The organism is Oribacterium sinus (genome assembly GCF_963537195.1).
In the GTDB taxonomy this organism is placed as follows: domain Bacteria; phylum Bacillota; class Clostridia; order Lachnospirales; family Lachnospiraceae; genus Oribacterium; species Oribacterium sinus_A.
The window spans coordinates 1-16606 of sequence record NZ_CAUTEG010000004.1; the positions used below are offsets into that span (position 1 = coordinate 1).

The following is a 16606-nucleotide window of genomic DNA, read 5'->3' on the forward strand; positions in this document are numbered from 1 at the left end:
CGGACCAGGAGGTACCTGCATCCCCTGCATTCAGGATGACATCAATGTCTTTTGGAATCCCATTTTCCAAAAGATCGGTAAAGGAGAGGAATTCCACATCCACCGCCATACCGGACAGGGCTTCCAAAATACCGAAATAGCTGTAAATCTGCTGATAATACAGGGCGTGAGCCACCATGTAAGCCTGCCAGGAACGAATTTTCCCCCAGGCATTCAGGATGGCTACCTTACATTTGTTGTAGGCTTTCTGCCCCTTTACTTCCTGATGAATTTCTCTAAATTCCTCCGCCACCTTTTCCATGGTATCCAAAAAGGCGGGGAACTTGTAGGCCAGGCTCAAATATCCGCCGTAACCGATGCGGTCAATGGGACTTCTGAAAATGGCCCGTCTTGCGCTAATCCAGTTTTCTATGGCTTCCTTTTCGGGATGCATGCCGGGGGAGAAGCTGTCCGGGAAGAAGTAGGGAAGGAAACGCCCTTCGGTATAACGGACTCCGGGAATGTCGGAAATCAGACGAAGAGTAGCCCCTCCTCCCACGCTTCCCACCACGCTGTCTAAGCCGATGGAGGGAAAATATTTTCCGTAGGGCTCTGTACCGATCCAGTTATCCCCCAGGAACATCATGGCTTCTCTGCCTTCCTTATGGCAAAGCTCCACCAGCTCCTTGGCTTCCTTGGCCACGAAGCGCTGGATGAAATCCATGTAATCCAGATAAGCCTTGGTAGGAATACGGAAGGTACTGTTGAAATATCCCTCGTCCACCAAATCCTCCGGTCGAAGAGCATAGCCGTATTCCTCTGCAAAGGCCTCTAAAGCATCTGTGGAAACGGTGTTTCCATAGCCAAACCAGTCCACATATTTTTCTTTTTCTTCATGATTGAAGAGAAGGGTAAAATGGTAGAAAAAGGTGGTGAAGCGGACCACATCCGTATCCGGGTGCTCTGCCAACCACTGACTAAGACAGGATTTGGCAAAGGCCTTACTGTGGGGCTTCCGAATATCAAAAGGGATATCTCCGGGCTTATCCCCCCATTGGTTGGTAATGTGGTTATAAAGCTCTGTGGGATCCCAAAGGGCATAGGCTAAAAAGCTTAGGGTATAACGGTGGAAGGGAAGAGCATCTTCCAGAATCAGGAGATACTGATTTCCCTCTTCCTTCTTTTCTGTCTTTAGGCTCCAAAGGGAGGACTCTACCACTTCCCCTGTACTACGGTCTATAAGCTCCCACCATTTTTTCGGATCATGGTCAAAGTCCGGACTTACCTGCTTTGGAAAGAAGCCTTCCATATAGGGGATTTCCAAGTGGGAGGAATAGGCGGTTACCGGTTTGGACATCAAATAAAATTGCTGACACTCCTCCGGATGCTTTTCTGCAAATTCATTGTGCCCTCTGGCTACAAAATAAGTGCTGTAAATTTTTACCGGCAGAGTTTTGCTTTTTGGATCCAAGTGCGTGCCGTCACTGTCTCTGATGGCATCCGCTCCTAAACGCTCCACCAGTTCCTTGGTTTCTTCAAAAAAATTCTCTTCTCCGGGAAGAGTAAGTTGTCCTGTTCTTTTTCCCATACTGTTGCCTCTCTATTCCTTGGTATTTTCTGTTTTCCCTATGGCGCAATGCATCTGTATTTCTTGCTTTGCGCTGAGACCATTTCCTATGACTGCTATTTAAGACCGGCTTTGCTTTTTAGCCATGATTGGTGTTAAAAGTGAAAATAAATCTACCCCGTATTTTAGTGCAAAAAGCATAAAAAATGGGAATATATATTTGCATGATTAGCGATTTAATTGGTATAATCGAATAGTACAGACGATAGGAAGGTGCAGTACTAGGAGGACTTATGGATTATGAAAGCGTGTATTTGCAGGATTCTATAGAGATTTCGGAACTGGTATCTCTTCATTATTTTCAATACCATAAAGATTTTGCTTTTCCCGGAGAGGCTCATCCCTTTTGGGAATTTGTTTGTGTGGATTCCGGAGAAATCACGGCCATTGCGGGAGAGAAGGCGATTCCCCTGAAAAAGGGAGAAATACTCTTCCATGAACCCAATGAGTTTCATAATGTCTTAACCAACGGAAAGAGTGCACCCAGCCTTGTGGTCATCAGTTTTTACTGTCACAGTCCGGCTCTTTGGCATTTTCGTAGAAAATGTCTTTCCGTTACAGAGCAGGAAAAACGGATTTTATCGAAAATTATTCAAGAAGGCAGCAATGTTTTCAGCGGAAGAATGGATCAGCCCTACCAAAAGAAGCTGCTTTTCTCTCCGGAGCAAAATTTCGGCGGGCAACAGCTGATTCGGCAGTATTTGGCGGAGTTTTTGATTTCCTTATACAGACGGTATTTTTCTTTGCCCTTACCGGGGAGAAGTACGGAGTATTTTGTGGAAAAGGGAAATCGGAAACGGGAGCTTTATAACAGCGTGGTAGAGTATCTGGAAAGAAGAATTCAGGAGAAGCTTACTATAGAGGAAATCTGTCGGGATATGCTATTGGGACGTTCTCATTTACAAAAGCTCTTTCAGGAAGTGGGAAGCATGGGAGTGATGGAACTCTTCCATAAGATGAAGATTGATACCGCAAAGCGGATGATTCGAGAGGGACAGCTAAACTTTACCCAGATTGCAGACCAGCTGGGCTATTCCTCCATTCATTATTTTTCCCGGCAGTTTAAAAAAGAGTGTGATATGTCTCCTTCGGAGTATGCTCAGTCCATAAGGTCGTTGGCGGAGGAAGCATAAGGGTAAGACAGATATAGGTATATAGAATAGAAATATCAGCTTAAGGAGAGTGGATGCACTCTCTTTTTTGCTAAGGAGACTCATAAAAAACGCGCATATTTAAATTCTCTATAAATATGAGAAATTATAAGTTTTCAGAATTTGTCATGCTATGCATTTTCGTTTATCCTATAAAAGAAAAATTTTCTTTTTGACACGAATTTTAAGGCTTGTATAGAGGGATGTGGATAGCACAATGTTTGATATTTCTTATTTTTTTTCTGTGGTTCCCAAGATTTTCCTAAAGGTTCCCGTAACTCTGGAAATCGCTTTAATCGCAACATTTTTCTCCCTGGTTTTGGGCATTTTGATTGCCATTATTTCTTATTATCAGGTTCCGATTTTAAACCCCTTATGTAAATTTTTGGTTTCCTTTATGCGGGGAACCCCCATCGTTGCCCAGCTTTATTTCTTTTATTTCGGCTTGGCGGTTTACAGTGTTCTTGTAAGAGACATGACACCGATTTCCGCAGTAGCCTTTGTGCTGAGTGTCAATGTTGGAGCATTTATGTCAGAAAGCATCCGAGGAGCCCTTATGTCTGTAGAAGAAGGACAGAAAGAAGCGGCTCTGTCTTTAGGGATGACTCACTTTCAGGTGGTATACCGCATTGTCTTGCCTCAGGCAATTCGTGTGGCTATACCACCCCTCTTTAATGACTTTATCAATCTGATCAAATCCAGTTCCCTAGCCTTTATGCTGGGGGTTCCAGATATCATGGGAGCAGCCAGAACGGAAGGTTCCCAAAGCTACCGTTATTTTGAAGTTTATGGGGCAGTGATGCTGGTGTACTGGGTTGTGATTAGTTTCTTTGATTTTTTCCGGAAAATAGTGGAGAAACGCTTGAAGGAAGCCTACTAAAGGAAAGAAATGCTGTAGGCGTATTTGGCTTATCGACAGCGCTTTGGGATAAAGCTTTCCTGGTGAAAGAGCTTTTATACGGAAATTCAAAGAGCACCGGCTACTGCTTGAAAAAGCGAAACTTTTGTATAGGGAGGAAGAAAAATGAAGAAAAAGAATTTATGGATTGCTTTGGCCTTGGCTGCATTGGCATTAAATGCCTGTGGAGGAGCCAAGAGTGCAACAACTGCGGTGGGAAGCGAAAATGCCAGTGAGAAGGCTACTGAGGCGGCTTCTGAGAAAGCTGAGGAGAAGGCGGGAGAAAGCGAGAAAGTTACAGAGAAGGCAGAAGGTGATAGTGCCAAGGTGGAAATAACCAAGGGAAGAACCGTCCATGTGGCGACCAGCGGTGGGGGAGAGCCCTACAGCTTGATTGATGACAAGGGCAACTGGACCGGTATTGATGCGGAAATCTGGAAGGAAATAGGAAACAGAACCGGTTGGACCATTGATGTGATGCAGGCCACCGGCTCCGGAGCAACCTTCGGACAGGTGGATGCGAAAAGAGCGGATGTGGCGGCAAACTGTTATGCGGTAAATGCTGACAGAGTGCAGAAGTATTTGGTTTCCGTACCTTACTATGGAGATGCACAGTGCGTAGTGGTAAAGGAAGACAGTGCCATTAAGACCTTCGATGATTTAAAGGATAAGAAGGTTGGAGTATTAAACGGACAGGCTGCCCAGCAGACCATTGAAAGAATGGGGCAGGAAAAGGGCTTTACCGTAACCTTATATGAGGGCGAGAACGGTTCCGCAGGATATCAGGATGTTCTTTTGGGAAGGCTGGATGCCTTTGCTTCCACAGACTCCGCAGTCTATAAGTGGGAAAATGCCAGCAACAATAAGCTTCGTTTCTTGGATGAGCGACTTTATGCCAACGACGTTGCTTACTACTTTGCAAAAACTGATGAAGGTAAGGCTTTAAGAAATGAGGTAAATGTGGTTCTTTCCGAAATGCTGGAGGACGGAACTGTAGCAAAGATTGTAGAGAAATATATGTATTCCGATATGACCAAGAACATTATTCCTTACAGTGAGCTTGGCTTTACCGTGGAATAAGAAATAAGCGGAAGAGTATAAGAAGAGTATTCATACAGCAGCACATATTGAAGTATGCAAAGAATTATGTAAAGAAGCATACAAAGAAGTATACAAAGAATTATGTAAAGAAGCATACAAAGAAGTATGTAAAGGATTATGCATAGAAGTAGGGAGGACAATCCGTGGCAAAAGAAGTGCTCATAGAAATTGAACATTTGTCCAAAAGCTTTCCGGGAGGAACAGAGGTTTTAAAGGATATTTCCTTGGAGATTCATAAAGGAGATATTGTAGCCATCATTGGGCCCTCCGGAACGGGAAAGTCCACCCTGCTTCGTTGTTTAAATTATCTTACGGTACCCAGCGAAGGAAAGATTCGCATCGGGGAATGTACAGTGGACGCAAAGTCTCACACAAAGGAAGAAGTTTATGCTTTACGGCGGAAATCTTCCATGGTTTTTCAGCAGTTCAACCTGTTTAAAAACAAAACTGCCTTGGAAAATGTTATGGAAGCCTTAACGAAGGTGCAAAAGATGCCCAAAGCGGAGGCGGAAGAAATTTCCAAGCATTTATTAGAGCAAGTAGGGATGGGGGATAGAATGGACTTCTATCCGTCCAAGCTGTCCGGAGGACAGCAGCAAAGAGTGGGCATTGCCAGAGCATTGGCGGTAAATCCGGAGGTGATTTTATTCGATGAACCCACCTCGGCTCTGGATCCGGAGTGGGTAAAGGAAGTCTTGGCTACCATACAAGAGGTAGCGAAAGAGGGGCGCACCATGCTTATCGTCACCCATGAAATTTCCTTTGCCAGACAGGTGGCAAACCGAATTTTATTTATGGAAGAAGGGAAGATTCAGGTGGATGCCCCACCGGAGGAGTTTTTCTCCGATACCAAACAGGAAAGGTTACAACAGTTTCTCTCCTTTGTCAGGAGGGAAGAGGAGCTGTAGCACAATATATTCTACTTGCGTCTATTTTGGAAAGGAGACAAATATGCAACTTGTACAGGATTTGCCGGAGATTTTTGAGAGTTTTGCGGAGCAGAGAAAGAAGTCCTTCCTGATGGTGAAGGAATGGAAGGACCAGGGGAAGCCCATTGTAGGATCTTATTGTACTTATTTTCCGAAGGAAATTGCTATGGCGGCAGGAGCAGCCAGTGTTTCTCTTTGCTCTACTTCCGATGAAACCATTGCAGAGGCGGAGAAGGATTTACCCAAGAATCTCTGCCCTTTGATTAAGTCAAGCTATGGTTTTGCAAAAACCGACAAGTGTCCCTTCTTCTATTTTTCCGATGTGGTTGTGGGAGAAAGTACCTGTGACGGAAAGAAGAAGATGTATGAATTGATGAGTGAGTTTAAGGATGTTTTCTTCCTGCGGCTGCCCCATGAGCAGACAGAATTGGCTGTTCAGCTGTATCGAAACGAAATCATTCGTTTAAAGGACTATCTTTCCGAGAAGTTCCAGGTGGATATTACCGATGAAATGGTTAGAGAAGCCACCAGAATCAACAATAGAGCCAATCAGGCATTAAAGGATTTCTACGGACTCATGAAGCACGATCCTACACCGATTTCCGGTTATGATGTTTTTAAGGTACTCTACGGCTCTACCTTTAAGTTTGATAGAGCGGCATTGGCGGAGGAGGTCATTGCCTTAAAGCAGAAGACAGAAGAGGAATATAAGGCAGGCAAGCATTTTGAGAAGCGCCCCCGTATACTGATTACAGGCTGTCCTATCGGAGGAGCTACCGAGAAGGTCATTCGTGCGGTAGAGGAAAATGGCGGTGTAGTAGTAGGATATGAAAACTGTACAGGAGAAAAGGCTATCGGTATTCAGGTGGATGAAAATGCTGAAGATATCTACGAGGCAATTTCCAGAAGATACCTGGCTATTGGCTGCTCTGTAATGACACCGAATAATAACCGTTTCCAGACTTTGGGAGAGATGATCAGTGAGTATCATGCGGATGGTGTTTTGGATATGACCTTGCAGGCCTGCCATACCTATGCTATTGAGACCAATAAGATTCGCCGCTTTGTAAATGAAGAAAAGGGCATTCCCTATCTTAACGTAGAGACTGACTACTCTCAGTCCAATGTGGGACAGTTAAATACCCGTGTGGCAGCATTTATCGAGATGCTGTAATTCCTTTTTGATCTTTTTGTAGGGAAGGGAAGATGGAGAGAAAATATTTAGGAATTGATATAGGCTCCACAGCGGGAAAGGCGGTGGTTTTAGACGGAAAAGGCGAGATTCTTCAAGCCTTTTCCGTGCCTACCGGCTGGAGTAGCTTTGAGGCTTTAAAGTCCATTGGGGAAAGATTGGAAGAACCCATGGATGAAGAACATTATGCCTGCATTGCCACAGGCTACGGTAGAAACGCGGTGGCCTTTGCGGGAAAAACCATGACGGAAATCACCTGCCATGCCAAAGGGGCCATGGCTCTTTTTGGGAATGAGGCCATGAATGTGATTGATGTGGGCGGTCAGGATACCAAGGTCATTACCTGTAAGGGGAGAACCGTGGAAGAGTTTTTCATGAATGACAAATGCTCTGCAGGAACAGGAAAGTTTTTGGAGGTTATGGCAAACCGCTTAAACATTTCCATGGAGGACTTAAACTCTCTTGCCAAGGAGCATACCGAAGAAGTAAAAATCAGCTCTATGTGTACGGTTTTTGCGGAATCAGAGGTAATTTCCTTGGTGGGACAGGGGATTGAACGAGCCAATATTGCTTACGGCATCCTGCAATCCGTTGCAGGAAAGGTGGTGCAAATGTTGGGAAGGCTCAGAGATCAAAGCCCGGAGGTCTATCTTACCGGAGGGCTCTGTGAAGCGGCCTATTTTCAGGAGATTTTATCGGAGAAAATCGGAAAACCCATTCATTCCCATAAAAATGCCCGCTCTGCCGGAGCATTAGGTGCTGCGGTACTGGCGAAGGAGCAGGTAGAAAAGGGTAGAATGTAGGAGGCTTTACCGCTTCAGTTCTTAGCTAAATGTAAAAAAATATAGCTGAATACTGCATACGCTTTTTATAAAGCATAGGTCTGAAATGGGGCACGCTCCCGCTAGCTTCGCCTCGAAACGGATACTAAGCGAAAAACTTCGTTTCTCTTGTTTTTCGCAAGTACCGTCGGGCTCAGACTACCCCTCTTTCAGACCTATGCTTATAAAAGCTATTTAATTTTGATTCTTTATATCTTTTATATTCTATTCTTATTGCTAGGCTTCTAATGCGGCAATCGCCTCATCCATATCCAGGAACTTTCTTCCGTCCGGAAGAATCATGCAAGGAATGCCCAGTCTGCCATTTTCAGGATAATCAGACTGAAGGGCCTGCTTCCGAATCTCCGCATAGCAGTCCTCCTGCTCCCGTAACATCAGATAATATTTCAGAGAGTGAAAATCCTCAAAAATATTTACAAAATCCACCTCTACATTTCTTTTCTTCATTTCTTCCAGAATTTCTACGCATCCCGGACACATGTGACTACCAACGATTTGAACCTTCATATTTCCTCCTTTTTAGGCGTTTACTTTTCCCTTATCACTATACGAAATTGTAGGGGAGAGTCAAGGGAAAATCTCATTTGACAGGGGGAGGCTTTTTGCTATATAGTTCCCTTTGCAAGTGCATATTGTAGAGATGAGGCGTTCCCTTTGCGAATGCATAGTGTAGAGCCAAGGCAGTCCCTTTAGGCGTGCAGGTCTTACAGCATTGAATCCCCTCTTGGGAAAAATTCCATTACAAGGAGTAAAGGATGTTTGAAAATTTAGAAGAAGTAAAAAAGCATTACGAAGAAATTATGCATAACCTGACGATTCCGGAGGTGGTTTCCGACATTAGTCAGTATAAAAAGTTGATTTTGGAGCAGACCAGCTTGGAGCCGATTTATAAGGCTTATTTGGCTTTCCGAAAGGCGGAGCAAAGTGAAGAGGAGGCTCTTTCCCTTTTGGACAATGAAAAGGATAAGGAAATTCTGGAGATGGCCAAGGAAGAATTGCAGCAGGCCAAGGAAGACCAAGAGAGACTTACCAAGGAGATTCAGCTTCTCCTCTTACCTAAGGATGAAAATGATGATAAGAACATCGTAATGGAAATCCGTGGCGGTGCAGGGGGAGAGGAAGCGGCTTTATTTGCCGGATCTCTTTATAGAATGTACACCAGCTATGCGGAAAAAAGAGGCTGGAAGACAGAGCTTGTTTCCTTTAATGAAACCGGCCTTGGGGGGTTAAAGGAAGTAGTCTTTATTGTAGACGGTCACGGTGCTTACTCCCGTTTAAAATATGAATCCGGGGTACACAGAGTACAGCGTGTACCGGAGACGGAAAGTGGCGGAAGAATTCATACCTCCACTGCAACGGTGGCGGTTATGCCGGAGGTAGAGGATGTGCAGGTAGAAATCAATCCTGCGGATGTGCGTATGGAGGTTTTCCGTTCCTCCGGAGCCGGTGGACAGCATATCAATAAGACTTCTTCTGCGGTTCGACTGATTCATGAGCCTACCGGTCTTGTGGCAGAGTGTCAGGAGGAGCGTTCTCAGGTACAAAACAGAGAGAAGGCTATGCGACTTCTGAGAGCAAGACTTTATGAAATCGAGTTGGAAAAGCAGCAGTCGGAAAATGCGGCGGAGAAGCGTTCTCAGTTAGGAACGGGAGACCGCTCCGAGAAGATTCGTACCTACAACTTCCCTCAGGGAAGAGTAACGGATCATAGAATCAAGCTTACTCTTTACAATATTGATGCGGTGCTTTCCGGAGATCTGGATCTCTTAATTGACCCGTTGATTACTGAAGATCAGGCAGAGAAACTGGCACGATTGGAAGAGAAGAATTAAGGAAAATGCCTCCTTTTCTTAATGGGGAAAAGGGGGGATTTTTGTATAATAAAATAGTTTCTTTGGAATAATGAATCGTGCTGATGAAAGTATAGAAGGGGTAAGGAATGGAAGAACAAAGAGAAAGACAGAGCAGAAAAAGGGGAAAGAGTGGGGGAAAGAGTCTCCTTCCTTTTTTTCTGATCTTTTTTTGCTTCATTTTGCTTTTTGCGGGGGCAGGTCTTTTTTACTATGTGAAGAAGTATATGCCCACCAAAGCCAGAGCGGATTTAAACAGCTATTTTTCCGTATCCGGAGACAATGTGGAGCTGTATTTAAACCATGAAAAACAGGTAGAGGATTCCGTACTGACTCTGGGAAGAATGCAGGATGGAGAGGTCTATCTCCCCTATGGCTTTGTGGTAAAGCAGTTAAATATTCGTTTTTATTATGACGATGATGAGAAAACCCTCCGCTATGCCCTGCCGGATTCTGTGGAAATCTATCAGCCGGGAGAAAAGGGAAAGGATGGAAAGCTTCCCTATTTTGTGGACGGGAAAAACATTTTCCTCAGCCTCTCTCTGATTCAGTCCCATACTGCCCTGGAAGTGGAAAGCTTTACGGATGCGGAGCATAAGAGAGTCTTCCTTTACAATGCTTTTGGCAAGGAAAAGCAGGCGACTTTAACGGCTAAAGAGGCGGTTCGTGTGCAGGGTGGAGTGAAGAGTCCTATCCTTACGGACCTGGAAAAGGGAGATAAGGTTCTTGTTTTAGAAAAAATGGAGAAGTGGTCTAAGGTGGAAACCAAGGACGGCTTTATCGGTTACCTTCGAAACAGCCGTTTAGGGGATGAGGTGGAGATTGAAAAAAGCTCCGACTTCCAGGCTCCGGTCTATTCCCATAAAAGCATGGGAGAGGGAGTTCATCCTACTTTGGCCTTCCATCAGATTACCACTCCGGAAGCCAACAATACCTTGGACACCTTGCTGCCAAATGCAGCAGAGAGCAATATTGTGGCACCTACCTGGTATGTGCTTTCCGACAATGCAGGTAACTTTATTTCCTATAGCGATGCCAGCTATGTAGCCAAGGCTCATGCAGCAGGAAAGAAGGTATTTGCCACTCTGAATAACTTTGATGCGGGAAAGGTGGATGCCAAGGCACTTTTTTCTGCGGCAAAGCATAGAAGCGCTTTGATTGAAAATTTGATCAAGGATTTAAAGGAAAAGCAGATTGACGGAATCAATGTGGATATTGAGCTTTTACCGGAAGGCGCAGCCAGAGATTATCTGGAATTCATGCGGGAGCTGTCCATTGCCTGCCGTACCGAGGAGCTCTTTTTGAGCGTGGATTGCTATGTTCCCTATTCTTATAATGCTTACTACAATATCAAGGAGCTGGGAGAAATTTGCGACTATGTGGTCATTATGTGCTATGACGAGCATTATGCAGGCTCGGAGGAAGCAGGCTCCGTGTCCTCTTTAAGCTATGTGGAGAGGGGAATTGACGAAAGTGCTGCGAAGATGGATAAGAACAGGGTGATTATCGCCCTTCCTTTCTATACCAGAGTGTGGATTACCGATGCAAACGGAAAGCTCCGTTCCGAGGCTCTTTCCATCACAAAGGCCAAGGAATGGATTACAGAGAAAAATGTTCCTTTAGAGTGGAAAGAGGATATTGGTCAATACTACGGTGTGATTCAAGATGGAAATGAGAAAAAGGAAATCTGGATGGAGGATGAAAAGTCCATGGAAGCAAAGATAAGCCTGCTTCGGGAAAAGGGCATTCAAGGTGTTGCGGCTTGGAAGCTGGGACAGGAGCCTCAGGGCTTTTGGTCTATTCTGAATTTAGAAGAAAAGGCTTCATAAAGATGCATTATGAAACAGAAGTATAAAATAGCATCATAAAAATAGCATCATAAAAGTAGCATCACAAATATAGCATCATAAAAAGTATAAAAAGTCGCAAAAAGGCATTTTAACAAAGCGTGATTATATCGTAAAAGCATTATAGAAATATCTTAAATTAGAGGCGTCAGGATGAAGACACAAATCTTTGGAAAAGAAGGGATTTCAGAGGCCGCTGAGATTCTAAAGGGGGGAGGCTTAGTGGCTTTCCCTACGGAAACTGTATACGGCTTAGGAGGGAACGGTTTGGATAAGGAGGCGGCAAAAAAGATTTACGCCGCTAAGGGTAGACCCTCCGACAATCCTTTGATTTTGCACGTTTCCTCTATAGAAGAGGTCTACCCTTTGGTAAAAGCTTTACCGGAAAAGGCAAAAAAGCTGATGGAAGCCTTTTGGCCGGGACCCTTGACACTGGTACTGCCAAAGTCCGACTTGGTGCCCAAAGAAAGTACGGGAGGACTGGAAACCGTAGCTCTACGTTCTCCGGAAAATGCCTTAACCCTCGATCTGATTCGCGCCTGCGGCTTTCCCATTGCAGGACCCTCTGCAAATCTTTCCGGACGCCCCAGCCCCACAGAGGCTTCCCACGTTTTTGTGGATTTGGGAGGCAGGATTGAGGGCATCTTAGAGGACGGTGCAGTAGGCATCGGGGTAGAATCCACCATTGTGGATTTAAGTGAAAACTGTCCCACCCTGCTTCGTCCGGGAGCTATTACGATAGAGGATTTGGAAGAGGTTTTAGGGGAAAAGGTGGCCATTGACCCGACTTTATTGGGAAAGAGCATGGCAGAGGGCTTTACCCCAAAGGCTCCCGGCATGAAGTACCGGCATTATGCGCCTAAGGCGGAGATGATACTCTTTAAGAAAAAGGAAGAAGATGAGACAAGGTCAGGGCAAGAGGAAATAGCAGAATTGATCCTTTCTTATGGGGAAAAGGAACTTTCTGATTGCCCGGAGAAAGAGATGAAAAAGTCTGTAGCGGAAGCCATCCTTTCTTATGGAGAGAAGGAACTCTCGGTATCTCCGGAGAAAAGAATCTGGATTCTTTGCGGAGAGGATACTGCGTCCCTATATGAGGGGGATGGGCGTTTTACAGTGCAAATTTTAGGGAGGCGAGAGGAACCCCTATCCATGACCCATAATTTGTTTCGACTGCTTCGTAAGGCAGATGAAGAGGGAGCGGAATTGATTTTGGGAGAGTGCTATTCCGAAGAAGGAGTAGGATTTGCCTTAATGAATCGCTTAAAGAAGGCAGCGGGACAAAGGATTTTGTATGTCTAAGGGATAAAAGCAGGTGCTTGCTTTCAGTAAGTACTGACGGGCTCAGATTACCCCCGTTTCAGACCTATGATGCATAAAAGCTAGGGTTGATTTTGCTTCATAATCTCTTTCTTTATTAAATTTCATAGACATCGAAAACCCATAAAATTATAATTTTGAAAAAATGAAAAATAATTTAAACCTTTAGCGGGATTGCAAAAAACTTTTATGCTCTAAAGTGTAGAAATCCCATACTCTTGGGTGTATCCTAAAGCTAGAAAGATAGCCTTTTCGGTATAGAAATATTCTCCGGCAATAAGGCTTGGAGAATTATAGAGCGTGGGACGGCGACCTACAGAGAGGGGTGGCTATGAAAGTACTGAAGGAGGACAGAAATATTCACTTGAAGGAACAGATGTTGTTCTCGGAAATATTGGAAGGTTTGAAAGAAATCGAAAAAATTGAACAGGGTGACAAGAAAGAAGGGGCAGCAGAGCGATTTTGCAGCCTCTTTTCTGCACTAGAGGAGGAACTTCATTTCGCAGAGGAAGAAGTTCTGGAGGAGAGGAATCCTGCTTTTGATGAAAGCATTTTGCCGAGGGAAGGGGAGCTTCTGGCGGAGGGAGAAAGCCTTTGTTTGCTGGGAATTGCAGAGGAAGATAGGGAGGATTATATGGAGGTGGAATATGATACTTCCTTCTTTAAGGCGGCCTTTTCCGACCAGAGGTTTTTAAAGAATCTTTGGAACAGCTTCCATTATAGGAATAGAGCCTATTACAGTATATTTTCTTTTAATGGACTATTCTTAGGCTATTGTGGAATCCGAAATCTACAGGCAAACCCTTGGGAATTGTGCATTTCCTTGAAAAAACAATATCAAGGACGGGGAATCGGTACAGAAAGCTTAAGACTTTTGATGAAGGCCTTAAAGCGCCGTACCGGAGAGTCTGTCTATAGAGGACGGGTGGATGCGGACAATGAAGCTTCTATCGGTATGATGCGGAAGTTAGAGGCAAAGCCCAATGGAATCAGTGAAAGCTTTCTCCACGGAGAGCGACTAAGGCGTTATCAAAAGCAAAGTAAGTACTTGATTGATGAACGTTTGCAGGAGCTTGCAGAGGAATTCGATGTACCGGCAGAGGAGCTTTTAGGGCATCTTTTGGAGTTTAGGATTGAAGCATGATCTTTTTGACAGGTTTAATGCATAGTGTTGGAGTTTCGTTTAGGATGAAAAAAGGAATTAAGTTTCATAGTATTTATTATCGCTACTATTTGTTTATCGTTGTGATTCTTCCTCTTCTTTTCCTTTGGACTATTACCGAGAAGAGTGGTGAGAAACTGGAGCTTTTTCAAGGAATGGTTAGTATTGGTCAGGAGGAGATAAACTATATCCTTTCGGGAATCAGTCTCTTTCTCATTTTATTATTTTCTTTTATAGGCTGGAAATGTAGCATTGGTGAGGAGGGGATTTACCTTTGTAAAATAGATTTACTTGTGCCCTGGACGGAAATTACTGCTGTAAGCCATGTATGGATTAATGAAGCCCATTATGTAAGAAAAAAGTTTTTGTTTTATAATCGAAAAACACTGGTAGTTTATAGGAAAGATTATAAGCCGATTTGTATTTACAACATTTCTTTACTTGGCCTATATGCAGTAAAATTTTATCATCCCGAAATACGGACGAATCTAATGACTGCTAGTTTGGCCACAACATTTAATTTGATTCTGAATTCTACTTTACTTTATGGAGTTGTAACGAAATCTTACCAATTCGAAAACACTGTGATTTGGACAATTCTGTATTTCATTAAGGCTTTTATACTTCCTGTGCTAATGCTTGCAGGCCAAAATAAGAAATATGGGAATGCTTTGAAGCATGCCACAATTTATTCTATAAATGCATCCGATGCGATTCATGTATAGGACAAGGAAATGCAAAATAGAAGTACTTATGCAGTACGCAAATCCCCCAGGAACGGCAACTTCTGGGGCGGATAATATTCTCCATCGAAAAGATATACAGTACATGAAGTTGGTTGTGGATTTTGCTAATAGCAAAGGATGTCACCAATAATGTCCACAATGCCACCTAATTTTATATAATCTTCATACGCTACATTATTTCATTACACCATTTCTTGATTTTTTGTCTGCTTATGCTATACTTAGAAACGTAAAAAAGACAGAAGTACTCATGTAGTACGCAAATCCCCCAGGAGCGGCAACTCCTGGGGGATTTTTTTCCGTTGTGGCAAGGTGGATTAGACCTTAGGTTGACTACCGCTTACTGATCTCCGTCCAACCATTTGCAGATAAAGTGGCAAACAATACCCGCCAAAACAGAGATTAAAAAAGACAAAAATATCCCCATGTAGCACACCCCCTTTCCGTACCCGTTTAGGGGTGGTAGCATAATATATCATATCATAAAAAACATAAATTTTATCCTTAATTTAAGTAATGGTATGATTATTATTTTTTATCATTAACATATTCTCCAAAAATAAACTCCCCTATAGCCTCTCCCCTGGCATTATGATAAAATAATCAAACAGAACTATATCTAAAGGAGGTTCAATTATGGAACAGGAAAGCAGAATTGCGGTAATGGCGATTATTGTTGAGAATCGTGAGTCCGTGGATACGCTGAATCATCTTCTTCATGAATATGGGGACTATATCGTAGGGAGAATGGGATTACCCTATGAGAAGAAGGGAGTAAACATTGTATCCATCGCTCTGGATGCCCCCAACGACACGATTTCCGCTTTGGCGGGAAAGATTGGGAACATCCCGGAAATCAGTGTAAAAACTGCCTATGCCAGCAAGTAAAGTAGCGGATTTGCTTCGTCAGCTGCAAAAAACCCATCATTTGTCTTTGGAAGAATATGAGCTGATTCTTTCGAATAGGACGAAAGAGGATGAGGAGCTGGCGAAGAACCTGGCGAAGGACTGTACCGAAGAATATTACGGCAATGGAGTGTATACCAGAGGATTAATCGAGTTCACCAATTATTGCAAGAACGGCTGTCACTACTGCGGGATTCAGAGGGAAAATCAAGAGGTGGAGCGCTATCGTCTGACGAAGGAGGAAATCTTGGACTGTTGCCGGGAAGGGCATCAACTGGGATTTCGTACCTTTGTTTTACAGGGAGGCGAGGATCCTTACTTTACGGATGAGCGGATCGTAGAGATTGTAAAGGCAATCAAAGAAGAATTTCCGGATTGCGCCGTCACCCTTTCCATTGGAGAAAAATCTAAAGAATCCTATGAAAAATATTTTCAAGCAGGAGCAGACCGCTATCTTCTTCGGCATGAAACTGCGGATGAAGCTCATTATCAGAAGCTTCACCCTAAGGAATTATCCTTTCAAAACAGGATGCGTTGTCTTCAGGACCTAAAGGACATCGGCTTTCAGGTGGGCTGCGGTTTCATGGTAGGTTCTCCGGGACAGAGCAGTAAAAGTTTGGCGAAGGACCTGTACTTTATACAGGAATTCAAACCGGATATGTGCGGGATTGGCCCATTCATTCCCCAGCACAGCACCATTTTCGCAAAGGAAAAGCAGGGCAGTTTGGAGGACACCCTCTTTCTCCTATCCATGCTACGTTTGATTCAACCGAATCTCTTGATTCCCGCCACCACAGCTCTGGGAACCATCGATAAACGAGGAAGAGAACTGGGGATTTTAGCAGGGGCAAATGTTCTGATGCCCAATCTGTCTCCCACGGCAGTGCGAAAAAAATATCTTCTCTATGACAACAAAATCTGTACCGGAGATGAGGCGGCTCAGTGTCGTGCCTGCTTAAGTCGAAGGATGGAGTCTGTAGGCGCCAAGCTTCTGGTGGATAGAGGAGATGCAAAGAAAGCAAAAGTAGAAGCATAAGAAAAATCAAATAGTCTATT

Annotated in this window: 15 protein-coding genes; 13 read left to right on the forward strand and 2 right to left on the reverse strand. The window is 43.9% G+C overall.

From position 1 onward, the window contains the following. A partial coding sequence (gnpA, locus tag RYL27_RS01235; protein ID WP_314964666.1) for a 1,3-beta-galactosyl-N-acetylhexosamine phosphorylase occupies positions 1–1567 on the reverse strand: 1567 nt, incomplete at its 3' end. A 272-nt stretch (positions 1568–1839) separates the two neighbouring features. On the opposite strand from gnpA, the gene RYL27_RS01240 reads away from it, so the two are divergent. From RYL27_RS01240 to RYL27_RS01265, 6 genes are all read left to right on the forward strand, one after another. Next, positions 1840–2739, forward strand: a complete 900-nt coding sequence (locus tag RYL27_RS01240) for an AraC family transcriptional regulator (RefSeq protein ID WP_314964667.1) — start codon at positions 1840–1842, stop codon at positions 2737–2739. Between the two features lie 223 nt (positions 2740–2962). Next, on the forward strand, positions 2963–3637 hold the full coding sequence (locus RYL27_RS01245; RefSeq protein WP_331666483.1) for an amino acid ABC transporter permease: 675 nt from the start codon (positions 2963–2965) through the stop codon (positions 3635–3637). 144 nt (positions 3638–3781) lie between these two features. Next, a complete protein-coding gene (locus RYL27_RS01250; RefSeq protein ID WP_314964668.1) occupies positions 3782–4735 on the forward strand; it encodes a transporter substrate-binding domain-containing protein in 954 nt (317 codons plus the stop codon). Between the two features lie 164 nt (positions 4736–4899). Continuing rightward, positions 4900–5664, forward strand: a complete 765-nt coding sequence (locus RYL27_RS01255) for an amino acid ABC transporter ATP-binding protein (RefSeq protein WP_007157088.1) — start codon at positions 4900–4902, stop codon at positions 5662–5664. A 43-nt stretch (positions 5665–5707) separates the two neighbouring features. After that, positions 5708–6859 (forward strand): double-cubane-cluster-containing anaerobic reductase, encoded by a 1152-nt coding sequence (locus RYL27_RS01260; protein ID WP_314964670.1) that lies wholly within the window; start codon positions 5708–5710, stop codon positions 6857–6859. A 32-nt stretch (positions 6860–6891) separates the two neighbouring features. After that, positions 6892–7680 carry an acyl-CoA dehydratase activase gene (locus tag RYL27_RS01265; RefSeq protein ID WP_314964672.1) on the forward strand — a complete coding sequence of 263 codons (789 nt, stop codon included), beginning with the start codon at positions 6892–6894 and terminating at the stop codon, positions 7678–7680. A gap of 255 nt (positions 7681–7935) precedes the next feature. Here RYL27_RS01265 and RYL27_RS01270 read toward each other — a convergent pair whose 3' ends face one another. Then, the gene (locus tag RYL27_RS01270) at positions 7936–8226 is read right to left on the reverse strand and encodes a hypothetical protein (RefSeq protein ID WP_007157085.1); all 291 of its coding nucleotides are present in this window, start codon (positions 8224–8226) and stop codon (positions 7936–7938) included. 248 nt (positions 8227–8474) lie between these two features. On the opposite strand from RYL27_RS01270, the gene prfA reads away from it, so the two are divergent. The 7 genes from prfA to hydE all read left to right on the forward strand — a co-directional run bounded on the left by prfA (position 8475) and on the right by hydE (position 16586). Beyond that, positions 8475–9551 carry a peptide chain release factor 1 gene (gene prfA, locus RYL27_RS01275; protein WP_007157084.1) on the forward strand — a complete coding sequence of 359 codons (1077 nt, stop codon included), beginning with the start codon at positions 8475–8477 and terminating at the stop codon, positions 9549–9551. 107 nt (positions 9552–9658) lie between these two features. Beyond that, positions 9659–11398 (forward strand): glycosyl hydrolase family 18 protein, encoded by a 1740-nt coding sequence (locus tag RYL27_RS01280; protein ID WP_314964675.1) that lies wholly within the window; start codon positions 9659–9661, stop codon positions 11396–11398. Positions 11399–11569: 171 nt separating this feature from the next. Continuing rightward, complete coding sequence (locus RYL27_RS01285) at positions 11570–12718, forward strand: L-threonylcarbamoyladenylate synthase (RefSeq protein ID WP_314964677.1); 1149 nt, start codon at positions 11570–11572, stop codon at positions 12716–12718. 349 nt (positions 12719–13067) lie between these two features. Continuing rightward, a complete protein-coding gene (locus tag RYL27_RS01290) occupies positions 13068–13880 on the forward strand; it encodes a GNAT family N-acetyltransferase (protein ID WP_314964678.1) in 813 nt (270 codons plus the stop codon). 44 nt (positions 13881–13924) lie between these two features. Further along, positions 13925–14623, forward strand: a complete 699-nt coding sequence (locus RYL27_RS01295) for a hypothetical protein (RefSeq protein ID WP_040649068.1) — start codon at positions 13925–13927, stop codon at positions 14621–14623. A 657-nt stretch (positions 14624–15280) separates the two neighbouring features. Then, positions 15281–15532 (forward strand): TM1266 family iron-only hydrogenase system putative regulator, encoded by a 252-nt coding sequence (locus RYL27_RS01300; RefSeq protein ID WP_007157078.1) that lies wholly within the window; start codon positions 15281–15283, stop codon positions 15530–15532. Next, positions 15519–16586, forward strand: a complete 1068-nt coding sequence (gene hydE, locus RYL27_RS01305; protein WP_314964680.1) for a [FeFe] hydrogenase H-cluster radical SAM maturase HydE — start codon at positions 15519–15521, stop codon at positions 16584–16586. Before RYL27_RS01300 ends, hydE begins: the two co-directional genes overlap by 14 nt. The last annotated feature ends 20 nt before the right edge of the window (positions 16587–16606 follow it).

Coding starts and splice junctions, on each gene's coding strand:
- RYL27_RS01240 (WP_314964667.1), top strand. CDS start 1,840: ATGGATTATGAAAGCGTGTATTTGCAGGATTCTATAGAGATTTCGGAA.
- RYL27_RS01250 (WP_314964668.1), top strand. CDS start 3,782: ATGAAGAAAAAGAATTTATGGATTGCTTTGGCCTTGGCTGCATTGGCA.
- RYL27_RS01260 (WP_314964670.1), top strand. CDS start 5,708: ATGCAACTTGTACAGGATTTGCCGGAGATTTTTGAGAGTTTTGCGGAG.
- RYL27_RS01265 (WP_314964672.1), top strand. CDS start 6,892: ATGGAGAGAAAATATTTAGGAATTGATATAGGCTCCACAGCGGGAAAG.
- RYL27_RS01270 (WP_007157085.1), bottom strand. CDS start 8,226: ATGAAGGTTCAAATCGTTGGTAGTCACATGTGTCCGGGATGCGTAGAA.
- prfA (WP_007157084.1), top strand. CDS start 8,475: ATGTTTGAAAATTTAGAAGAAGTAAAAAAGCATTACGAAGAAATTATG.
- RYL27_RS01280 (WP_314964675.1), top strand. CDS start 9,659: ATGGAAGAACAAAGAGAAAGACAGAGCAGAAAAAGGGGAAAGAGTGGG.
- RYL27_RS01285 (WP_314964677.1), top strand. CDS start 11,570: ATGAAGACACAAATCTTTGGAAAAGAAGGGATTTCAGAGGCCGCTGAG.
- RYL27_RS01290 (WP_314964678.1), top strand. CDS start 13,068: ATGAAAGTACTGAAGGAGGACAGAAATATTCACTTGAAGGAACAGATG.
- RYL27_RS01295 (WP_040649068.1), top strand. CDS start 13,925: ATGAAAAAAGGAATTAAGTTTCATAGTATTTATTATCGCTACTATTTG.
- RYL27_RS01300 (WP_007157078.1), top strand. CDS start 15,281: ATGGAACAGGAAAGCAGAATTGCGGTAATGGCGATTATTGTTGAGAAT.
- hydE (WP_314964680.1), top strand. CDS start 15,519: ATGCCAGCAAGTAAAGTAGCGGATTTGCTTCGTCAGCTGCAAAAAACC.